At 72.0% G+C, this 16,525-nt stretch carries 16 protein-coding genes; 8 read left to right on the plus strand and 8 right to left on the minus strand.

The window, feature by feature from the left end; translation table 11 throughout:
• Positions 1-58 precede the first annotated feature (58 nt).
• Positions 59-1,192 carry a GuaB3 family IMP dehydrogenase-related protein gene (locus tag OG439_RS42615; RefSeq protein ID WP_247060642.1) on the plus strand — a complete coding sequence of 378 codons (1,134 nt, stop codon included), beginning with the start codon at positions 59-61 and terminating at the stop codon, positions 1,190-1,192.
• Here OG439_RS42615 and OG439_RS42620 read toward each other — a convergent pair.
• Positions 1,176-1,379: a DUF397 domain-containing protein gene (locus tag OG439_RS42620; protein WP_326946067.1), complete on the minus strand. Its 204-nt coding sequence runs from the start codon at positions 1,377-1,379 to the stop codon at positions 1,176-1,178. The two genes, OG439_RS42615 and OG439_RS42620, sit on opposite strands and share 17 nt — an antisense overlap.
• A 164-nt stretch (positions 1,380-1,543) precedes the next feature.
• Here OG439_RS42620 and OG439_RS42625 point away from each other — a divergent pair, with 164 nt between their 5' ends.
• The 3 genes from OG439_RS42625 (at position 1,544) to OG439_RS42635 (ending at position 5,643) form a co-directional block, all read left to right on the plus strand.
• Positions 1,544-3,256: a GMC family oxidoreductase gene (locus tag OG439_RS42625; protein WP_326946068.1), complete on the plus strand. Its 1,713-nt coding sequence runs from the start codon at positions 1,544-1,546 to the stop codon at positions 3,254-3,256.
• A 10-nt stretch (positions 3,257-3,266) separates the two neighbouring features.
• Entirely contained in the window at positions 3,267-3,989 is a 723-nt protein-coding gene (locus tag OG439_RS42630; protein WP_326946069.1) for a maleylpyruvate isomerase N-terminal domain-containing protein, read from the plus strand.
• A 118-nt stretch (positions 3,990-4,107) separates the two neighbouring features.
• Positions 4,108-5,643, plus strand: a complete 1,536-nt coding sequence (locus OG439_RS42635) for an FAD-dependent oxidoreductase (protein WP_442792254.1) — start codon at positions 4,108-4,110, stop codon at positions 5,641-5,643.
• A 1-nt stretch (position 5,644) separates the two neighbouring features.
• On the opposite strand, the gene OG439_RS42640 is transcribed toward OG439_RS42635, so the two are convergent.
• Together OG439_RS42640 and OG439_RS42645 are read right to left on the minus strand one after the other, a co-directional pair.
• Positions 5,645-7,090: an aldehyde dehydrogenase family protein gene (locus tag OG439_RS42640; RefSeq protein ID WP_326946070.1), complete on the minus strand. Its 1,446-nt coding sequence runs from the start codon at positions 7,088-7,090 to the stop codon at positions 5,645-5,647.
• Positions 7,091-7,156: 66 nt separating this feature from the next.
• Positions 7,157-8,191, minus strand: coding sequence for a zinc-dependent alcohol dehydrogenase family protein (locus OG439_RS42645; protein WP_326946071.1), 1,035 nt, complete (start codon positions 8,189-8,191; stop codon positions 7,157-7,159).
• A gap of 74 nt (positions 8,192-8,265) precedes the next feature.
• Here OG439_RS42645 and OG439_RS42650 point away from each other — a divergent pair, with 74 nt between their 5' ends.
• The gene (locus OG439_RS42650; RefSeq protein WP_326946072.1) at positions 8,266-8,865 is read left to right on the plus strand and encodes a rhomboid family intramembrane serine protease; all 600 of its coding nucleotides are present in this window, start codon (positions 8,266-8,268) and stop codon (positions 8,863-8,865) included.
• Between the two features lie 31 nt (positions 8,866-8,896).
• On the opposite strand, the gene OG439_RS42655 is transcribed toward OG439_RS42650, so the two are convergent.
• A complete protein-coding gene (locus OG439_RS42655; protein ID WP_326946073.1) occupies positions 8,897-9,367 on the minus strand; it encodes a hypothetical protein in 471 nt (156 codons plus the stop codon).
• A 92-nt stretch (positions 9,368-9,459) separates the two neighbouring features.
• Positions 9,460-10,005, minus strand: coding sequence for a DinB family protein (locus OG439_RS42660; protein WP_326946074.1), 546 nt, complete (start codon positions 10,003-10,005; stop codon positions 9,460-9,462).
• A 125-nt stretch (positions 10,006-10,130) separates the two neighbouring features.
• On the opposite strand from OG439_RS42660, the gene guaA reads away from it, so the two are divergent.
• Positions 10,131-11,687, plus strand: coding sequence for a glutamine-hydrolyzing GMP synthase (gene guaA / locus OG439_RS42665; RefSeq protein ID WP_326946075.1), 1,557 nt, complete (start codon positions 10,131-10,133; stop codon positions 11,685-11,687).
• A gap of 66 nt (positions 11,688-11,753) precedes the next feature.
• Here guaA and OG439_RS42670 read toward each other — a convergent pair whose 3' ends face one another.
• Together OG439_RS42670 and OG439_RS42675 are read right to left on the minus strand one after the other, a co-directional pair.
• Positions 11,754-11,993, minus strand: a complete 240-nt coding sequence (locus tag OG439_RS42670; protein WP_326946076.1) for a hypothetical protein — start codon at positions 11,991-11,993, stop codon at positions 11,754-11,756.
• The gene (locus OG439_RS42675) at positions 11,986-13,281 is read right to left on the minus strand and encodes a PspC domain-containing protein (protein ID WP_326946077.1); all 1,296 of its coding nucleotides are present in this window, start codon (positions 13,279-13,281) and stop codon (positions 11,986-11,988) included. Before OG439_RS42675 ends, OG439_RS42670 begins: the two co-directional genes overlap by 8 nt.
• Positions 13,282-13,459: 178 nt before the next feature.
• On the opposite strand from OG439_RS42675, the gene OG439_RS42680 reads away from it, so the two are divergent.
• Both OG439_RS42680 and OG439_RS42685 read left to right on the plus strand, forming a co-directional pair.
• Positions 13,460-14,785 carry an ATP-binding protein gene (locus OG439_RS42680; RefSeq protein WP_247060666.1) on the plus strand — a complete coding sequence of 442 codons (1,326 nt, stop codon included), beginning with the start codon at positions 13,460-13,462 and terminating at the stop codon, positions 14,783-14,785.
• 40 nt (positions 14,786-14,825) lie between these two features.
• Complete coding sequence (locus OG439_RS42685) at positions 14,826-15,494, plus strand: response regulator transcription factor (protein WP_326946078.1); 669 nt, start codon at positions 14,826-14,828, stop codon at positions 15,492-15,494.
• Between the two features lie 24 nt (positions 15,495-15,518).
• Here the strand turns inward: OG439_RS42685 and OG439_RS42690 are convergent, their stop codons facing one another.
• Positions 15,519-16,487: a DMT family transporter gene (locus OG439_RS42690; RefSeq protein WP_247060669.1), complete on the minus strand. Its 969-nt coding sequence runs from the start codon at positions 16,485-16,487 to the stop codon at positions 15,519-15,521.
• Positions 16,488-16,525: the final 38 nt, after the last annotated feature.

A 16,525-nucleotide genomic window follows, 5' to 3' on the forward strand; every position in this document is an offset into this window, starting at 1 on the left:
CCACACGGACTGGCGACAATGGGGCACGGCAGATTGTCGTCGTCGGAGGAGGCTTCACGTGCGGGACCTGGTCGAGATCGGGATGGGCCGCACCGCGCGGCGGGCGTATGACCTCGACGACGTCGAGATCGTGCCCTCACGGCGGACCCGGTCGTCGTCGGTGGTGTCCACCTCGTGGCAGATCGACGCCTACCGCTTCGACCTGCCGCTGGTCACCCACCCGACGGACGCGATCGTCTCGCCCGGCACCGCGGTCGCCGTCGGCGAGCTCGGCGGCCTGGGCGTGCTCAACGCCGAAGGGCTCTGGGCCCGGCACCCGAACGTCGAGGACGCGATCTTCCAGCTGGTCCGCGCGGCCGAGGACGTCGAGGACCCGACCGCCGTCGGCCGGGTGCTGCAGGAGCTGCACGCCGCGCCGATCCGGCTCGACCTGCTGACCGAGGCGATCAAGACGGTCCGCGAGTCCGGCGTCACGGTGGCCGCGCGCGTCAGCCCGCAGCACGCCGCCGAGCTGACCCCGGACCTGATCGCGGCCGGCGTCGAGATCCTCGTCGTGCAGGGCACGATCATCTCCGCCGAGCACGTGGTGCGCGACGCCGAGCCGCTGAACCTCAAGGACTTCATCGGCCGCCTCGACGTGCCGGTGATCGCCGGCGGCGTCAGCGACTACCGCACGGCGATGCACCTGATGCGCACCGGCGCGGCCGGCGTCATCGTCGGCCACGGCTACACGCCGGGCGTGACGAGCACCGACCGCGTGCTCGGCATCGGCGTGCCGATGGCCACGGCCGTCATCGACGCCGCGGCCGCCCGCCGCGACTACCTCGACGAGACCGGCGGCCGCTACGTGCACGTGCTGGCGGACGGCGGCATGACGACGTCGGGGGACATCGCGAAGGCCATCGCGTGCGGCGCGGACGCCGTCATGCTCGGCTCACCGCTGGCCGCCGCGTCGGACGCGCCCGGACAGGGCCTGTACTGGACGGCGGCGGCCGCGCACCCGTCGCTGCCGCGCTCGCGCGTGGCGGCCGGGCCGGACTACGCCGTCGACCTCAAGACCCTGCTGTTCGGGCCGTCGTCCGACGCGGAGGGCGTGGTGAACCTCTTCGGCGCGCTGCGTCGCGCGATGGCGAAGACGGGTTATTCGGATTTGAAGGAGTTCCAGCGGGTGGGGCTCACCGTTCGCCGGTGAGGTGCCGCACGAAGGCCGCGAAGGCCTCCGCGGGGTAGACGAGCACCGGGCGGGCGGCACCGAGTGCCGCTTGCTTGGTGTCCCGAACCCCGACGACGCCGGGCGCGGAACCGATCTCCACGCAGGCGTTCTCTTCGAAGTGACTGTGGCTCGACTTGCGCCAACCGGTGAGCTTCTGGGGGCCCATGTCGGTCCCTCCCGGAAATCGTGTCCCGCCGAACGGGTCTCGCCGACGTGAACATCGAGCTACTGTTTGTATACCCACAATCACCGTCCGAGAAGCGTGCAGACGGGTGACTGGCCAGTAACTTACCTCTGGTCAGGAAGCGGACCCGGGGTTACGCTCAAGGTGTGACTGCCAGTAACACCACCACCAGTGCAGATGGTTTCGACTACGACGTCGTCGTGGTCGGGTCGGGTTTCGGCGGCAGCGTCGCGGCGCTGCGGCTCACCGAGAAGGGCTACCGGGTCGCCGTCGTCGAGGCGGGGCGCCGGTTCGCCGACGACGAGTTCGCGAAGACGTCCTGGGACCTCAAGCGCTACCTGTGGGCGCCGCAAATCGGCTGCTACGGGATCCAGCGCATCCACATGCTCAACGACGTCATGGTGCTCGCGGGCGCCGGCGTCGGTGGCGGGTCGCTCGTCTACGCGAACACGCTGTACCGGCCGCTGAAGCCGTTCTACGCCGACCAGCAGTGGTCGCACATCACCGACTGGGAGTCCGAGCTCGCGCCGCACTACGACCAGGCGAGCCGGATGCTCGGGGTCGTCACGAACCCGACCATCACGCCGTCGGACGTCGTGATGCGTGACGTCGCGAAGGACATGGGCGTCGGCGACTCGTTCCACCCGACACCCGTCGGCGTCTACTTCGGCAAGCCGGGGGAGCAGGCCGCGGACCCGTTCTTCGGGGGCGCCGGGCCCGCGCGCACCGGCTGCACCGAGTGCGGCGCCTGCATGACCGGCTGCCGCGTCGGCGCGAAGAACACGCTGGTCAAGAACTACCTGTACCTCGCCGAGCAGGACGGCGCGCAGGTCATCCCGCTCACGACGGTGACGTCGGTTCGCCCCCGGTCGGGCGGCGGCTACGACGTCGAACTGAAGAAGACCGGGACGACGTCCCGCCGGTTCCGGACGACCATCACGGCCGAGAAGGTCGTCTTCGCCGCGGGGACCTGGGGCACGCAGAACCTGCTGCACAAGATGAAGGACACCGGCACGCTGCCCGCGCTCTCGCGGCGGCTGGGCGAGCTGACCCGGACGAACTCCGAGGCGATCATCGGCGCCGCGCGCACCGACGTCGACGAGAGCCGCAACTTCAGCCGCGGGGTCGCGATCACGTCGTCGATCCACCCGGACGAGAACACCCACATCGAGCCGGTCCGCTACGGCAAGGGCAGCAACGCGATGAGCCTGCTGCAGACCATCGCCACCGACGGCGCCTCGCCGGTGCCGCGCTGGCGGCAGGCCGTCGGCTTCATGGTCAAGCACCCGCTCCAGACGGCGAAGCTGCTCAACGGCTACCGCTGGAGCGAGCGCACGGTGATCCTGCTGGTGATGCAGAGCCTCGACAACTCGATCACGACGTACACGAAGCGCGGCCTGTTCGGCCGGCGCAAGTACACCTCGAAGCAGGGCCACGGCGAGCCGAACCCGAGCTTCATCCCGGCGGGCCACGAGGCCAACGAGCGCACGGCCGACCGCATCGGCGGCCTCGCGGGCGGCACCTGGGGCGAGATCTTCGACATCCCGCTGACGGCCCACTTCATCGGCGGCGTCCCGATCGGCGCCACGACGGACGAGGGCGTGATCGACCCGTACCACCGGGTCTTCGGCTACCCGGGCCTGTCGGTGGTCGACGGCGCGGCGATCACGGCCAACCTCGGCGTGAACCCGTCCCTGACGATCACGGCCCAGGCGGAGCGGGCGTTCTCGTTCTGGCCGAACAAGGGCGAACCGGACGAGCGCCCCGCACAGGACGTGCCGTACGTGCGGCTGGAGCCGATCGCGCCGAAGAACCCGGCCGTCCCGGCGGACGCCCCGGCGGCCCTTCGGCGGTCCTAGACTCGGGCCCGTGACGACGGCATCGGAACAGGCATCCGGGAAGGCACACGCGCTGCTCGACGGTGTGCGGCGGCTCGACGACGAATGGGCCCGTGTGGCCGGCGGGCTCGGTGAGCCCGAACTGCGCGCGCCGAGTGCGTTGCCCGGCTGGACGCGGGCGCACGTCGTGGCGCACGTCGCGCGCAACGCCGATGGCCTGCGCAACCTGCTGACCTGGGCGAACACCGGTGCCGAGACGCCGATGTACGCCAGCCCCGAGGCGCGCGAGACGGACATCGAGGCCGGTGCGCGGCAGGCGGTGCCGGACATCCTCGCGGACTTCGTCGCGTCGGCCGGGCGGTTCGAGCAGTACGCCGCGGCCATGCCGGACGACGCGTGGGCGCGCGAGGCCCGCAACCGCCAAGGCGGGCCCGTGACCGGCGCCGTCGTCGCGCGGATGCGGCTGTCCGAGCTGACCATCCACCTCGCCGACCTGGGGATCGGGCCCGACCTCGACCAGGTGCTGGCCCTGCTCGGCCCGCTCACCGAGGACGTCGTCCAGCACGCGATCACCTCGCGCGGTGCCCACCTGCCGGCGTTGCGCCTGGTCACCGACGGCTTCGAGTGGACGATGGGCGACGCGCCGAAGGAGACCGTCACGGGCACGCCCGGCGCGCTGCTGGCCTGGCTGAGCGGCCGGTCCGACGGGTCCGCCTTGGACGGTGCCGTGCCGCGCGTTCCCGCCTGGTCCTGAACGCGCCGCGGCGCGGGCGCGTGTACCCATCGAGCCGGGGCGGCTCAGCGTGTTGATGTTCTCCGGCGGACCTAGACTGGCCGCGCCGGGTGCTTCCCCCGGGGCTGAGGAGTCCGATGTGGACAGCGAGCAGGACGCGGGACAACCCGCCGGACAGCCGGACGTCTACCCCCGTATGGACCTGGACCGAAGGGCGTTCCTCCGGATCGCGGGCGTTTCGGCGGTAGGCGCGGTCGCCGCGGCTTGCTCGACCGGCGGCAGCCCGGTGCCCGTGGGCTCGACCGCGCCCACCACCGCGCCCCCGGCCTCGCCGACGACCAGCAGGCCGCCGACCGGGCCGCCGAACTGGGACGACCTGCGCACCCGGCTGACCGGTGGCCTCCTCCGCCCGGGCGACGACGACTACGAGACCGCCAAGCACGCCTTCAACCCGCTCTTCGACGGCCGCAACCCCGTCGCGGTGGCCCAGGCCTCGACCGCCCAGGACGTGCAGGCGTGCGTCCAGGCCATCGCCGGCCGCGTGAGCATCGCCGCGCGCAGCGGCGGGCACAGCTACGCCGGGTACTCCGTGCCCGAGGGCGGGATGGTCATCGACCTGTCCGCGATGAACAAGGTGGAAGTCCAGGGCACCAAGGCCGTGATCGGTGCCGGCGCGAAGCTCAAGGACGTCTACGCGGCGCTCGGCGCGGCCGGGCGCGCGTTGCCCGCCGGGTCCTGCCCGACGGTCGGGATCGCCGGGCTGACCCTCGGCGGCGGCATCGGCGTGCTCGCCCGCAAGTACGGCCTGACCTGCGACCACCTCAGCTCCGCCAAGGTCGTCACGGCCGACGGCAAGCTCGTGACGGCGTCCGCGACGTCCGAGCCGGACCTGTTCTGGGCGCTGCGCGGCGGCGGTGGCGGCAACTTCGGCGTCGTCACCGAGTTCACCTTCGACACCGATCCGGCGCCGAACCTGACCGTGTTTTCGCTGCACTTCCCGGTCGGTTCGGCGGCCGACGTGCTCAACGCGTGGCAGCAGTGGATTCCCGCGATGCCGCCGGAGCTGTGGGCGAACCTGGTCGTTTCGGGCGGTTCGCCGGTCCAGTGCCGGGTCGGCGGCTGCTACGTCGGCGGTGCGTCCGGGCTGAACACGCTGCTGAACAACCTGACGACCAACGCCGGCGCGAAGCCGACGCAGCGCACCGTCCGCAGCCTCGACTACCTCGGCGCCATGAAGTACTTCGAGGGCAGCTCGGACCGCCAGTCGTTCCTCGGGTCGTCGCGGATCATCACGGCCCCGGTCGACGCGGCCAAGGTCGTCGCACTCGCCACCGGCCGCGCCGGCACCGACCTGCTCATCGACGGCCTCGGCGGCAAGGTCGGCGAACCGGCCAAGAACGCCACCGCGTTCTGGCACCGCGACGCGCTGGCCAGCGTGCAGGTCTACGCGCAGGCGACGGCGAAGAACCAGGCCAAGGTGAGCCAGTCCGTCGCCGACGTCGTCGCGGGCCTCGCCGCGGCCGGCGCGGGCGGCGGCTACGTCAACTACATCGACCCGGCCCTGCCCGACTGGAAGACCGCCTACTACGGCGACAACGTCAACCGGCTGCAGGACGTCGCGAAGAAGTACGACCCCTTCAACGTCTTCCGGTTCGGGCAGGGCATCCAGGTCTGAGTCAGAGGTCGATGCCGGTGAACACCGTGACGCGCTCCTCGGTGAGGTCGTGCATCGCGGCGAGCACGCCCTCGCGGCCGGCGCCGGAGCCCTTGACGCCGCCGTAGGGCATCTGGTCGGCGCGGTAGGACGGCACGTCGCCGATGATCACGCCGCCGACCTCCAGCTCGGCCGACGCGTGGAAGGCCAGCTGGACGTCGGTGGTGAAGACACCGGCCTGCAGCCCGTACGCGGAGTCGTTGACCGACCGGAAGGCCTCGTCCACACCGTCCACAACGGACACCGCGAGCACCGGGCCGAAGATCTCCTCGGCCCACGCCTTCGTGTCCGGCGGGACGTCGGTGAGCAGCGTGGGGGCGACGGTCGCGCCGTCCCGCGTGCCGCCGGTGAGCAGCTTCGCACCCGCCGCGACGGCCTCGTCGACCCACGCGACGATCCGCTCGGCGGCGGCCTCGTCGACGACCGGGCCGACGTCGGTGTTGCGGTCGTACGGGTCGCCGGTCCGCTGCGACTGCACGGCTTCCAGCAGCTCCGGCACGAACTCGCCGGCGATCGCGGCGTCCACGATCACCCGCTGCACGGCGATGCAGGACTGCCCGGCCTGGTAGTTGCCGAAGGTGGCGATGCGGTGCGCGGCGCCTTCGGGGTCGGGCCAGTCGCGCAGCACGACGGCCGCCGCGTTGCCGCCGAGCTCGAGCACGACGTGCTTGCGCGGCGCGGCGTCGCGGATCGACCAGCCGACCGGGCCGGAGCCGGTGAACGACACGACCGGCAGCCGCGGGTCGGCGACGAGCGCCTGCGTTTCCTCGTTTCCCAGTGGCAGCACGGAAAACGCGCCCTCGGGCAGGTCCGTCTCGGCCAGGATCTCGCCCAGGATCAACGACGAGAGCGGCGTCCGCGGCGCGGGCTTGACGATGATCGGCGCGCCGATCGCGAGGGCCGGCGCGACCTTGTGCGCCACCAGGTTGAGCGGGAAGTTGAACGGCGCGATGCCGAGCACCGGCCCGCGCGGGACGCGGCGGGTCAGCGCCAGCCGGGCCTCGCCCGCGGGGTCCGTGTCGAGCCGCTGGACCTCGCCGGTGAAGCGGCGGGCCTCCTCGGCGGCGATGCGGAACACCGACACCGCGCGGTTCACCTCGGCCTCGGCCCACTTCAGCGGCTTGCCGTTCTCCGCCGTGATCACCTCGGCGATCTCGTCGGCGCGGGCGGCGAGGACCCGGGAGACGTGCTCGAGCGCGCCGGCCCGGACGTGCGCGGGCAGCCGTCGCAGCTCCTTCGCGCTCGCCACCGCGGCGACGACCGCGCGCTCGACCTGCTCCGGCCCGGGAACCGCGACCGTAGCGACCTCGCTGCCGTCGTACGGGTGGTGCACGACGAGGGTGGTCGCGCCCGGTTCGGGGCGGCCGGCGATCCAGGCGGGGCGCGGCTCGGGGGTGATCATGTCCATGCGTACCAACGTAATCCGGGTGGGGGTCCGGCCGAGTCGCACCCCGCCCACCCCCACCCGGACGGGTCACGGCTTGATGAGCACCTTCAGCGCCTCGCGGCCGGCCATGGCCCGGTAGCCGTCCGGGACGCCTTCGACGTCGATGGTCCGGTCGAAGACCCTGCCGGGCTGGTACTTGCCGTCGAGGACGTCCGGCAGCAGCTCGGGGATGTAGTGCCGGGCCGGCGCGACCCCGCCGGTGACGGTGACGTTGCGGCGGAACACGCCCACGCCGATCGGGCCCTCGTCGTACTGCGGCAGGCCGACGCGGCTGACCGCGCCACCCGCCCGCACGGCCCCGATGCCCATCTCGAACGCGCCCTTGGTGCCGACGCACTCGAGCACGGCGTGCGTCCCGTGCCCGCCGGTCAGCTCGCGGACCTTCTCGACGCCTTCGTCACCGCGCTCGGCGACGACGTCGGTCGCGCCGAACTCGCGGCCGAGGTCGGTGCGCGCCTGGTGGCGTCCCATGAGGACGATCCGGTCGGCGCCGAGCCGCTTCGCCGCGAGGACGGCGGAGAGGCCGACGGCGCCGTCGCCGATGACGGTGACGTTCTGGCCCGCGCTCACGCGCGCCTTCACCGCGGCGTGGTGACCGGTCGAGAAGACGTCCGACAGCGTGAGGAACGACGAGAGCAGCGCGTCGTCCTCGGTGTGCGGGAGCTTGACCAGGGTGCCGTCGGCCTGCGGCACGCGCACGGCCTCGCCCTGCCCGCCGTCGACGCCCTTCGAGCCCCAGCCGCCGCCGTGCAGGCAGGACGTCTGGAGGCCTTCCCGGCAGAACTCGCAGGTGTTGTCGGAGTAGAGGAACGGCGCGACGGCGAGGTCGCCCTTCGCGACGGTCGTGACGTCGGCGCCGGTCTCCTCGACGATGCCGAGGAACTCGTGCCCGATGCGGCGGCCGTGCTCGCTCGGCTTCATGTCGGCGTAGGGCCAGAGGTCGCTGCCGCAGATGCAGGACCGCACGACGCGCAGGACGACGTCGGTGGGCTCGACCAGCTTCGGGTCGGGGACGGTTTCCACCCGCACGTCGCCGGCGCCGTAGATGACTGTCGCTCGCATGCAGGTGCCTTTCTCGGGTGGAACGTGACAAACGTCGGGGGTGCGACCACGTCGTCGCCCCTAGATTTTCCGTCATGACCACTCGCGCCGCAGCTCGCAACCCGTTCGGGGCCCTCGCCACCGGTCCCCGCCTGCCGGTGCTGACGGGCGTGGTCTTCCTGGTGACGCTGGCGTGCGGGATCGCGCAGCTGGTGCACCCGCCGCTGTACGACCACGTCGTGCGCGACGCCGCGCGCATCAATGATGGCGAGTGGTACCGCCTGCTCACCGGCATGTTCTTCCAGGACGCCTGGGCGTTCGGCCTGGTCTCGAACCTGCTCTGGCTGGCGGTGTTCGGCACGCTCGCCGAGCGCGCCTTCGGCCGGTGGCGGTGGCTGGTGCTGTACTTCGGCTGCGGGTGGTTCGGGCAGTTCATGAGCTACGTCTGGCTCAACCCGGTCGGCGCGGGCAACTCGATGTGCGTCGCCGGCCTGCTCGGCGCGCTGGCCGCGCTGGTCATCGTGGCGTCACGCCGCTACGGCGTGGTGCTGCCCGTGCAGTTCCGGGTGCTGGCGTGGGCGTTGCCGGTGCTGGCCGTGGTCGACACGGTCGTCCACGACAACCACGGCGTGCCCTGCCTGCTGGGGATGGCGCTCGGCTTCGTGCTCCTGCCGCGGCCCGTCGTGAGTGTTTAGGGCGGTTCTAACCGCCTTAAACACTCACGACTCAGTCCGGGTAGTGACCGCCGAGCTGACGCCAGTGCGCGACCAGGTGCGGCTGCACGGGCACGGCGAGGATCTCGGCGAGGTCCGCCTCGGCCTTGCGCGCGGCTTCCTCGGTGCGGTCCCAGTCCTGGGCTTCCCACCGGGTGTCCGAGCCGAGCACCCCCACCGGCTGCCCGCCCGCGCCGCTGCGCAGCTCCGCCCGGGCGTGGGCGGCGGCGATCCGGTCGCAGCGCAGCTCGTCGGCCCGGCCCAGGTCCTCGGTGTGCCGGGCGTCGAGGACGATCCCGCTGCCCGAGCGCACGCCATGCCGGACGGCGATCCGCAGGAGGTCGTTGCTGAACGCCCGCGTCTCGGCGGGCACCCACGACAGCCGTTCCCAATCGGGCGGCGGCTGGTCGTCGGCGCGGCAGACCGCGTACCCGGGCACGTCACACCAGGTCAGCCGGCCGGACGGGCGGAGTCGGTAGAGCATGCGCGGGTCCCCCTCGGCGGCGGTCCCGGTCGGAGCCACCTTCCACCCGTTGAGTCGCACCGGCGGTGACTCGGCGTTACAAGGATCTTCGGTCAGCGGTTGCGGTAGAGGTCGCGCAGCAGCAGGACCTCGGCGCCGTGGTGGAGGGTCTCGCGGTTGATGTGCAGGACCAGCGTGGCCAGCGGTTCCGCGGCGTACGGGCCCTCCGCCGGGCCGCACGGCCGGGCGAGGCCCTCGGCGTCCAGCGCGCGCACACCCGCGATCCAGCGGCCGTACAGCTCGTCGAGCTGGGCCAGCGCCTCGGCGGCCGTTCCCGGGTAGACGTAGGAGTCGTAGTCCATCGCCGGACCGCCGAAGTGGGACGCCGTCCGCATGCCCAGCACGCCGACCAGGATGTGGTTGAGCCGCCAGGCGATCGTCGTGACCGGGGGCGGTTCGGGCGCGGGGTGGGCGAAGTCGATGGTGAACTCGCCCGAGCCGGGTTCGTCGTCCGACTTGCGCGGCCGCACCGTCCAGCAGCCCGGCACCGGCTCCCACAGGTACTCGTCGTCCGTGAGGCCGTCGAGCTTCGGGCGGAAGAAGTTCTGCCAGTGGAAGTCGAGCTGGTCGGCGAGCTGGGTGGTCCAATCGACGGTCATGCCGCAGACCGTAGAGCCTTTCGCGGACAGCGGCTGTCCTCGTTCGACGGTGGGGGCGGGGCCCGGGTGACCCGGCCCACCTGGGACGATGGAGGCGAATCCCACCGTCGCCAGGAGGTTCCCAGGTGCCCAGTCCCACCGGTCCGGTTCTCGTCGTGGACTTCGGGGCGCAGTACGCGCAGCTGATCGCCCGGCGCGTCCGGGAGGCGCAGATCTACTCGGAGGTCGTGCCGCACAACGCGTCCGTCGAAGAGCTCCTCGCGAAGAACCCCTCGGCGATCATCCTGTCCGGCGGCCCCTCGAGTGTGTACGCCGAAGGCGCCCCGAGCATGGACCCGAAGCTCACCGAAGCGGGCGTCCCGATCTTCGGCATCTGCTACGGCCACCAGCTGCTCGCCAGCGCGCTCGGCGGCGTCGTCGAGCCGACCGGCGTCCGCGAGTTCGGCCGCACCGAGGTCCGCGTCACCGGCGACGGCGGGGTCCTGCACGCCGGCCTGCCCGCGCGCCAGCCCGCCTGGATGAGCCACAACGACAGCGTCACCAAGGCCCCGGAGGGCTCGGTCGTCACGGCCTCCTCCGACGGCGCCGTGGTCGCCGGCTTCGAAGACGTCGAGCGCCGCTTCGCCGGCGTCCAGTACCACCCCGAGGTCGCGCACTCGCCGCACGGCCAGGAGGTGCTGCGCCGCTTCCTGCACGACATCGCGGGCATCAAGCCGCAGTGGACGACGTCGTCGATCGTCGAAGAGCAGGTCCAGCGGATCACCGAGCAGGTCGGCGACGGCCGCGCGATCTGCGGCCTGTCCGGCGGCGTCGACTCCGCCGTCGCCGCCGCGCTGGTGCAGCGCGCCATCGGTGACAGGCTGACCTGCGTGTTCGTCGACCACGGCCTGCTGCGGGCGGGGGAGCGCACCCAGGTCGAGCAGGACTTCGTCGCCGCCACCGGCGTCAACCTGGTCACCGTCGACGCCCGCGACCGCTTCCTCGACGCGCTCGCCGGCGTCACCGACCCGGAGCAGAAGCGCAAGATCATCGGCCGCGAGTTCATCCGCGTCTTCGAGCAGGCCGAGCGCGACCTCAAGGCCGAGGGCGACTACCGCTTCCTGGTCCAGGGCACGCTCTACCCGGACGTCGTCGAGTCCGGCGGCGGCGAGGGCACGGCCAACATCAAGAGCCACCACAACGTCGGCGGCCTGCCGGACGACCTGCAGTTCGAGCTCGTCGAGCCGCTGCGGCTGCTGTTCAAGGACGAGGTCCGCAAGGTCGGCACCGAGCTGGGCCTGCCGGAGACGATCGTCCAGCGCCAGCCGTTCCCCGGCCCCGGCCTGGGCATCCGCATCATCGGCGCGGTCGACGCCGAGCGCCTCGAGACCCTGCGCGCGGCCGACCTGATCGCCCGCGAGGAGCTGACGGCGGCCGGGCTGGACCGCAGCATCTGGCAGTGCCCGGTGGTGCTGCTGGCCGACGTCCGCAGCGTCGGCGTCCAGGGTGACGGCCGCACGTACGGCCACCCGATCGTCCTGCGTCCGGTGTCGTCCGAGGACGCGATGACCGCGGACTGGACGCGCCTGCCGTACGAGGTCCTGGAGCGGATCTCGACCCGCATCACCAACGAGGTCGCGGAGGTCAACCGGGTGGTCCTGGACGTCACGTCCAAGCCGCCGGGCACGATCGAGTGGGAGTAAGGCCTTTAGACGGACTCGAGGCCCCGGCGTGGGATCCGGGGCCTCGAGAGAGTGGTGTGTTTTGGCTCAGCGTCGGCGTTTGCCGCCGAACGACGCGCCCAGGAGCATCAGCCCCACGAACACCGCGCCGCCCGCGATCACCCAGCGGAAGTCGAAGTGCGGCAGCCAGCTCGCGCCGTCCGAGAGGACGTACGCCGAGATCAGCAGCGTCGCGACCCCGACGATCAGGGTGAAGAAGTCCACGCCGCGCCGCGCGGGCGCCGCCTCGGCGGGATTGTCGTAGGCGTAAGGGTTCTGGTCAGCCACGGCGCACCTCCACGTCGCCCACAGTGTTCGACACGTGCAGGGTGATCTTCTGGCCGCCGACGCCGTCGGTGCCGTAGTCCGTCCCGGTCAGCGAGTCCTGGCTGATGCCGTCCGTCGACCGGTTGAAGCACTCCGCCGTACCGGCGCCGGTACGGCAGTCGAACGTGACGTCCGCCGTGTCCGGCACGGTGATCGTCGAGTTGCCGGCGCCGTTGACCACGTTCGTGGTGATCGGCGAACCGATGGGCAGCTTGGTCAGGTCGAGGTCGATGTCGCCCGCCGCGTGCTGGTAGAGCGGCTTGACGTCGGTCGCCACGACGGGCGTCAGGTTGAGGTCGCCGGCACCGCCGCGGAAGTCGAAGTTCTGGAACGGCGCCGTCGTCAGGATCATCCCGACGATCGCCAGCGGCACCGCGAGCCCGATCAGGCCCCGCCCGCCGCGGACGAACGCGCCGGTGACCAGGCCGATCCCGACCACCCCGAGCACCAGCCCGATGATGTGCTGCGCGGAGAACCAGGTGACGCCGTTGAGGTTCGCGAGCACGCCGCCACCGGCGGTCACGACGGCCAGGCCGAACGTCGCCGAGCCCACCTTCGAGCGGTGGCGGGGCACAGGTGCCTTGAACGCCTTGGGCGGCACGGGCGGCGGCGGTTCCCGGTAGGACGGTGCGTCGGGCAGGTCCCAGCCGGCCGGGTCGGCGGCGAGGGGGTCCCAGCCCCGCTGGGACGGCGACTGCGCTTCGGCGGTCGCGGTGTCGGTCATGGTGAAGGCTCCGTTCCCGGTGAAGGCCGCGGCCGGCGACCGCGGCGTGACCGGGGCCGGCCGGTTCTCGTGACCCCGGCTGCGGTGCAGCAGGTAGAGCGCGATGCCGAGCAGCGCGAAGCTGATGAGGCCGCCGCCGTCGAACCACGAGCCGCTGAAGCTCCCGCCGACGCTCACGACGGTCAGGATCGACAGCACCACGGCGAAGGCGGGCGACACCGACGAGCGCCCCCGCCCGATCAGCCCTTCGAAGCCCGAGACGTCGTCGCTCTCGCCGGGCAGGAACAGCCACCCCAGCAGGTAGAAGGTCACCCCGAAGCCACCGAAGATCGTCGCGACCACCAGGGCGACCCGCACCACGACGGGATCGATCCCGTACCGGTTCCCGATCGCCGCGGCCACCCCGGCGACCTTGCGCCCACCGTGCGGCCGCCGCGGCCGGCTGCCCCAGAAGTCCTTGACGGTCTCCTCGAAGCCGTTCAACGGACTCGGCTTCGGTGCCCGTGTCTCACTCGCACCACTCATAGGCCAAAGCATGCGCGACGGCGGTCCCGGAGACATCCGGGAAGGACCCTGATTCTCCCCGGAGAAGGTCCCCCGAGGCCGCCCACTGGCTTTCGCCTCGTCGGGCGTTCCGCGGGCTGGAAGGGCGTCGATCCACCGGATCAGGGGGTTTCCCCGATGCATCCCCACGTCCGCGCGTGTGACCATGGACGGCGTGCAGGAGTCCCACGACCAGGTCGTCGTCCCCGAGACGGTGACGCAGGCCGTCACCGTCCCGCCCTCGCCGAAGATGTTCCGGCGCCGGTCCGGGCGGGCGATCGCCGGCGTCGCCGGTGGTCTCGCCGATCACCTCGGCGTGCCCGTTGTCTGGGTGCGGACCGGGTTCGCGTTGCTGGCCGCCCTCAACGGCGCCGGTCTGCTCGCGTACGGCCTGCTCTGGGTGTTCGTCCAGCAGCAGTCCGAAGAAACCGCGAGGACGCCGACGTCGAAAGAGCGTCAGCAGGCGTTCGGGCTGATCGCGCTGGGTGTCGGTCTCGCCGTCGCCAGCGGGACGCTCACCGGGTTCATCAGCGGCTGGGTCGCCGTGCCGCTCGCCGTCGCCATGATCGGTGCGGCCGTCGTCTGGCGGGAGGCCGACGAGTCGCAGCGCCGTCGCTGGCGCACCGGCGCGAAGGACAGCGTCGCCGGCGCCTTCCTCGGGGGCGGCGGCTGGTCGGCGGCCATCCGGATCGTCGCCGGCGTCGCGCTGGTGATCACCGGCATCGGCGTCGTCGTGCTCCGCAGCGGCAGCCTCGACCAGGTCCAGTTCGCGCTGATCGCGGTGATCGCGACGCTGATCGGCGTCGCCGTGCTGACCGTGCCGTTCTGGCTGCGGCTGGTCCGCGACCTGTCCGACGAGCGCAAGGCCCGCATCCGCACCGACGAACGTGCCGAGATCGCCGCCCACCTGCACGACTCCGTGCTGCAGACGCTGGCGCTGATCCAGAAGCAGAGCGAGCAGCCGCGCGAGGTCGCGCGCCTCGCCCGCAGCCAGGAACGTGAACTGCGCGGCTGGCTCTACGGCCCGAACGGCTACGGCAAGCCCGTCGAGAAGACCGCCGAAGGTGAAGAGACCCAGACTTCGGGACAGCTGTCCGAAGCGCTCGCGACGGCGTGCGGCGAGGTCGAGGACACCTTCGCGATCTCCGTCGGCCAGGTCGTGGTCGGCGACGCCGAGCTGGACGAGGCGCTGATCGCCCTGGTCCAGGCCGCGCGCGAGGCGATCGTCAACGCCGCCAAGCACGCCGGGGTCGAAGAGGTCAGCGTCTACGCCGAGGTCGAGCCGACGTCGGTCACCGTGTTCGTCCGCGACCGTGGCAAGGGCTTCGACCCGGACGTCGTCCCGGGCGACCGCCACGGCCTCGCCGACTCGATCCGCGGCCGGATGACCCGCCACGGCGGCACGTGCAAGCTGCGGACGGCGCCGGGCGAGGGCACCGAAGTGCAGCTCGCCATGCCGGTGAAAGCGGGCAAGGGGGCGGCGTGAGGCGGCTATGCTCGGGGGCCAGGGCCAGTGAGGGAGAGTCGTGACGGATAGCAAGCGGGAACCGGTCAAGGTCTTCCTCGTCGACGACCACGCGTTGTTCCGCGCGGGCGTCCGCACCGAGCTCGACTCGATCACGGACGAGGTCCGCGTGGTCGGCGAGGCCGGTTCGGTCGCCGAGGCGGTGGCCGGGATCGCCCGGACGAAGCCCCAGGTGGTGCTGCTGGACGTCCACATGCCCGACGGCGGCGGCGCCGAGGTGCTGCGCCGGGTCCGCCCGGAGCTGCCGGACACCGTGTTCCTGGCGCTCTCGGTGTCGGATGCGGCGGAAGACGTCATCGCGGTCATCCGCGCCGGCGCCCGCGGCTACGTCACGAAGACGATCTCGTCGAAGGAACTGGTCCGCGCGGTGGTCCGCGTCTCGGACGGCGACGCGGTGTTCTCCCCGCGGCTGGCCGGGTTCGTGCTGGACGCCTTCGCCGACCGCCCGGGTTCGGCCCCGATCAACGACCCCGAGCTGGACCTGCTGACCCCCCGCGAGCGCGACGTCTTGCGGCTGCTGGCCCGCGGGTACGCGTACAAGGAGATCGCGTCGGAGCTGTTCATCTCGGTGAAGACGGTCGAGACGCACGTGTCGAGCGTCCTGCGGAAGACCCAGCTGTCGAACCGCTACGAGCTGTCCCGCTGGGCCTCCGACCGCCGCCTGGTCTGAGTCCGAGTCGCCGGTCGGACCGCCTCAGTCCGCCAGAGGAGCGAGAGGCCTGGACGTGCGGCCGGTGGTGTCGTCACCAAGCCCATCCGCTTGGTCACCGGGCTCCTCCAGGACCCCTCGCTCCGGCTTCTGGAGCCGGGTCAACGCGACGCCGCCGAGGACGACGGCCATTCCCGCGATCACCCGCAGGTTCAGCTGCTCGCCCAGGAACACCGCGCCCAGCAGCACCGAGACCACCGGCAGCAGGTAGCCGACCACCGAGGCCGCCACCGCGCCTTCGCTCGCCAGCAGCTGGTAGTTCAGCGCGAACGCGATGCCCGTCGAACCGATGCCGAGCACCAGCATCGCGAGCAGCGGGCCCACCGAGAAGTGCACCGGCGTGAACCCGCCCGCCGGCAGCGCCAGCAGCAGGAACCCGCTCGCGATCAGCATCTGCCCGGCCGAGAGCGCGTACGGCGACAGCGGAGTCCCCGACAGGTACTTGCCCTCGTAGACGAACGCGAAGCCGTAGCTCGCCGCCGCCGCGAGGCAGGCCAGCGCGCCCCAGCTCAGCAGGCCCGACGCTTGCCAAGGCGCGAAGATCAGCAGGATCCCGCCGAGGCCCACGAGCAGCCCGGCCAGGCGCGTCCCGGTCATCCGCGACGACGTCCCCATCATCGGCGCCGCGAGCAGCACCCACAGCGGCGTCGTCGAGTTCAGGACGCCGGTGATGCCGGAGTCGACCGTCGTCTCGCCGATCGCGAAGAGCAGGAACGGCAGCGCGTTGTGGAAGAACGCCGCGACGGTCAGGTGCCCCCACGTCCGCCGGTCGCGCGGCAGCCGGGCCCGCTGCAGCTTGCACAGCAGCAGGAGCATGGCCGCGCCCAGCACGAGCCGCGCCAGGACCAGCTGCACCGGCGAGAACATCCCCAGCCCCAGCTTGATCCAGAAGAAACTCGAGCCCCACATCAGCGCCAGCGCGGCGATCCTGAGCAGGGTCTTCGTCTCGCCCACCCCTGTCCTCCTTCAACGATCATCGCCAGCTTCGCGCC

Origin of the sequence: Amycolatopsis sp. NBC_01307 (genome assembly GCF_035975215.1) — a bacterium.
Lineage (GTDB): Bacteria > Actinomycetota > Actinomycetes > Mycobacteriales > Pseudonocardiaceae > Amycolatopsis.

What these genes read in the sequence shown, in the direction of transcription:
- OG439_RS42620 (WP_326946067.1), bottom strand. Translation starts at nt 1,379, where the DNA reads ATGGGCCCCCAGAAGCTCACCGGTTGGCGCAAGTCGAGCCACAGTCAC.
- OG439_RS42640 (WP_326946070.1), bottom strand. Translation starts at nt 7,090, where the DNA reads ATGGACATGATCACCCCCGAGCCGCGCCCCGCCTGGATCGCCGGCCGC.
- OG439_RS42645 (WP_326946071.1), bottom strand. Translation starts at nt 8,191, where the DNA reads ATGCGAGCGACAGTCATCTACGGCGCCGGCGACGTGCGGGTGGAAACC.
- OG439_RS42650 (WP_326946072.1), top strand. Translation starts at nt 8,266, where the DNA reads ATGACCACTCGCGCCGCAGCTCGCAACCCGTTCGGGGCCCTCGCCACC.
- OG439_RS42655 (WP_326946073.1), bottom strand. Translation starts at nt 9,367, where the DNA reads ATGCTCTACCGACTCCGCCCGTCCGGCCGGCTGACCTGGTGTGACGTG.
- OG439_RS42660 (WP_326946074.1), bottom strand. Translation starts at nt 10,005, where the DNA reads ATGACCGTCGATTGGACCACCCAGCTCGCCGACCAGCTCGACTTCCAC.
- OG439_RS42675 (WP_326946077.1), bottom strand. Translation starts at nt 13,281, where the DNA reads ATGAGTGGTGCGAGTGAGACACGGGCACCGAAGCCGAGTCCGTTGAAC.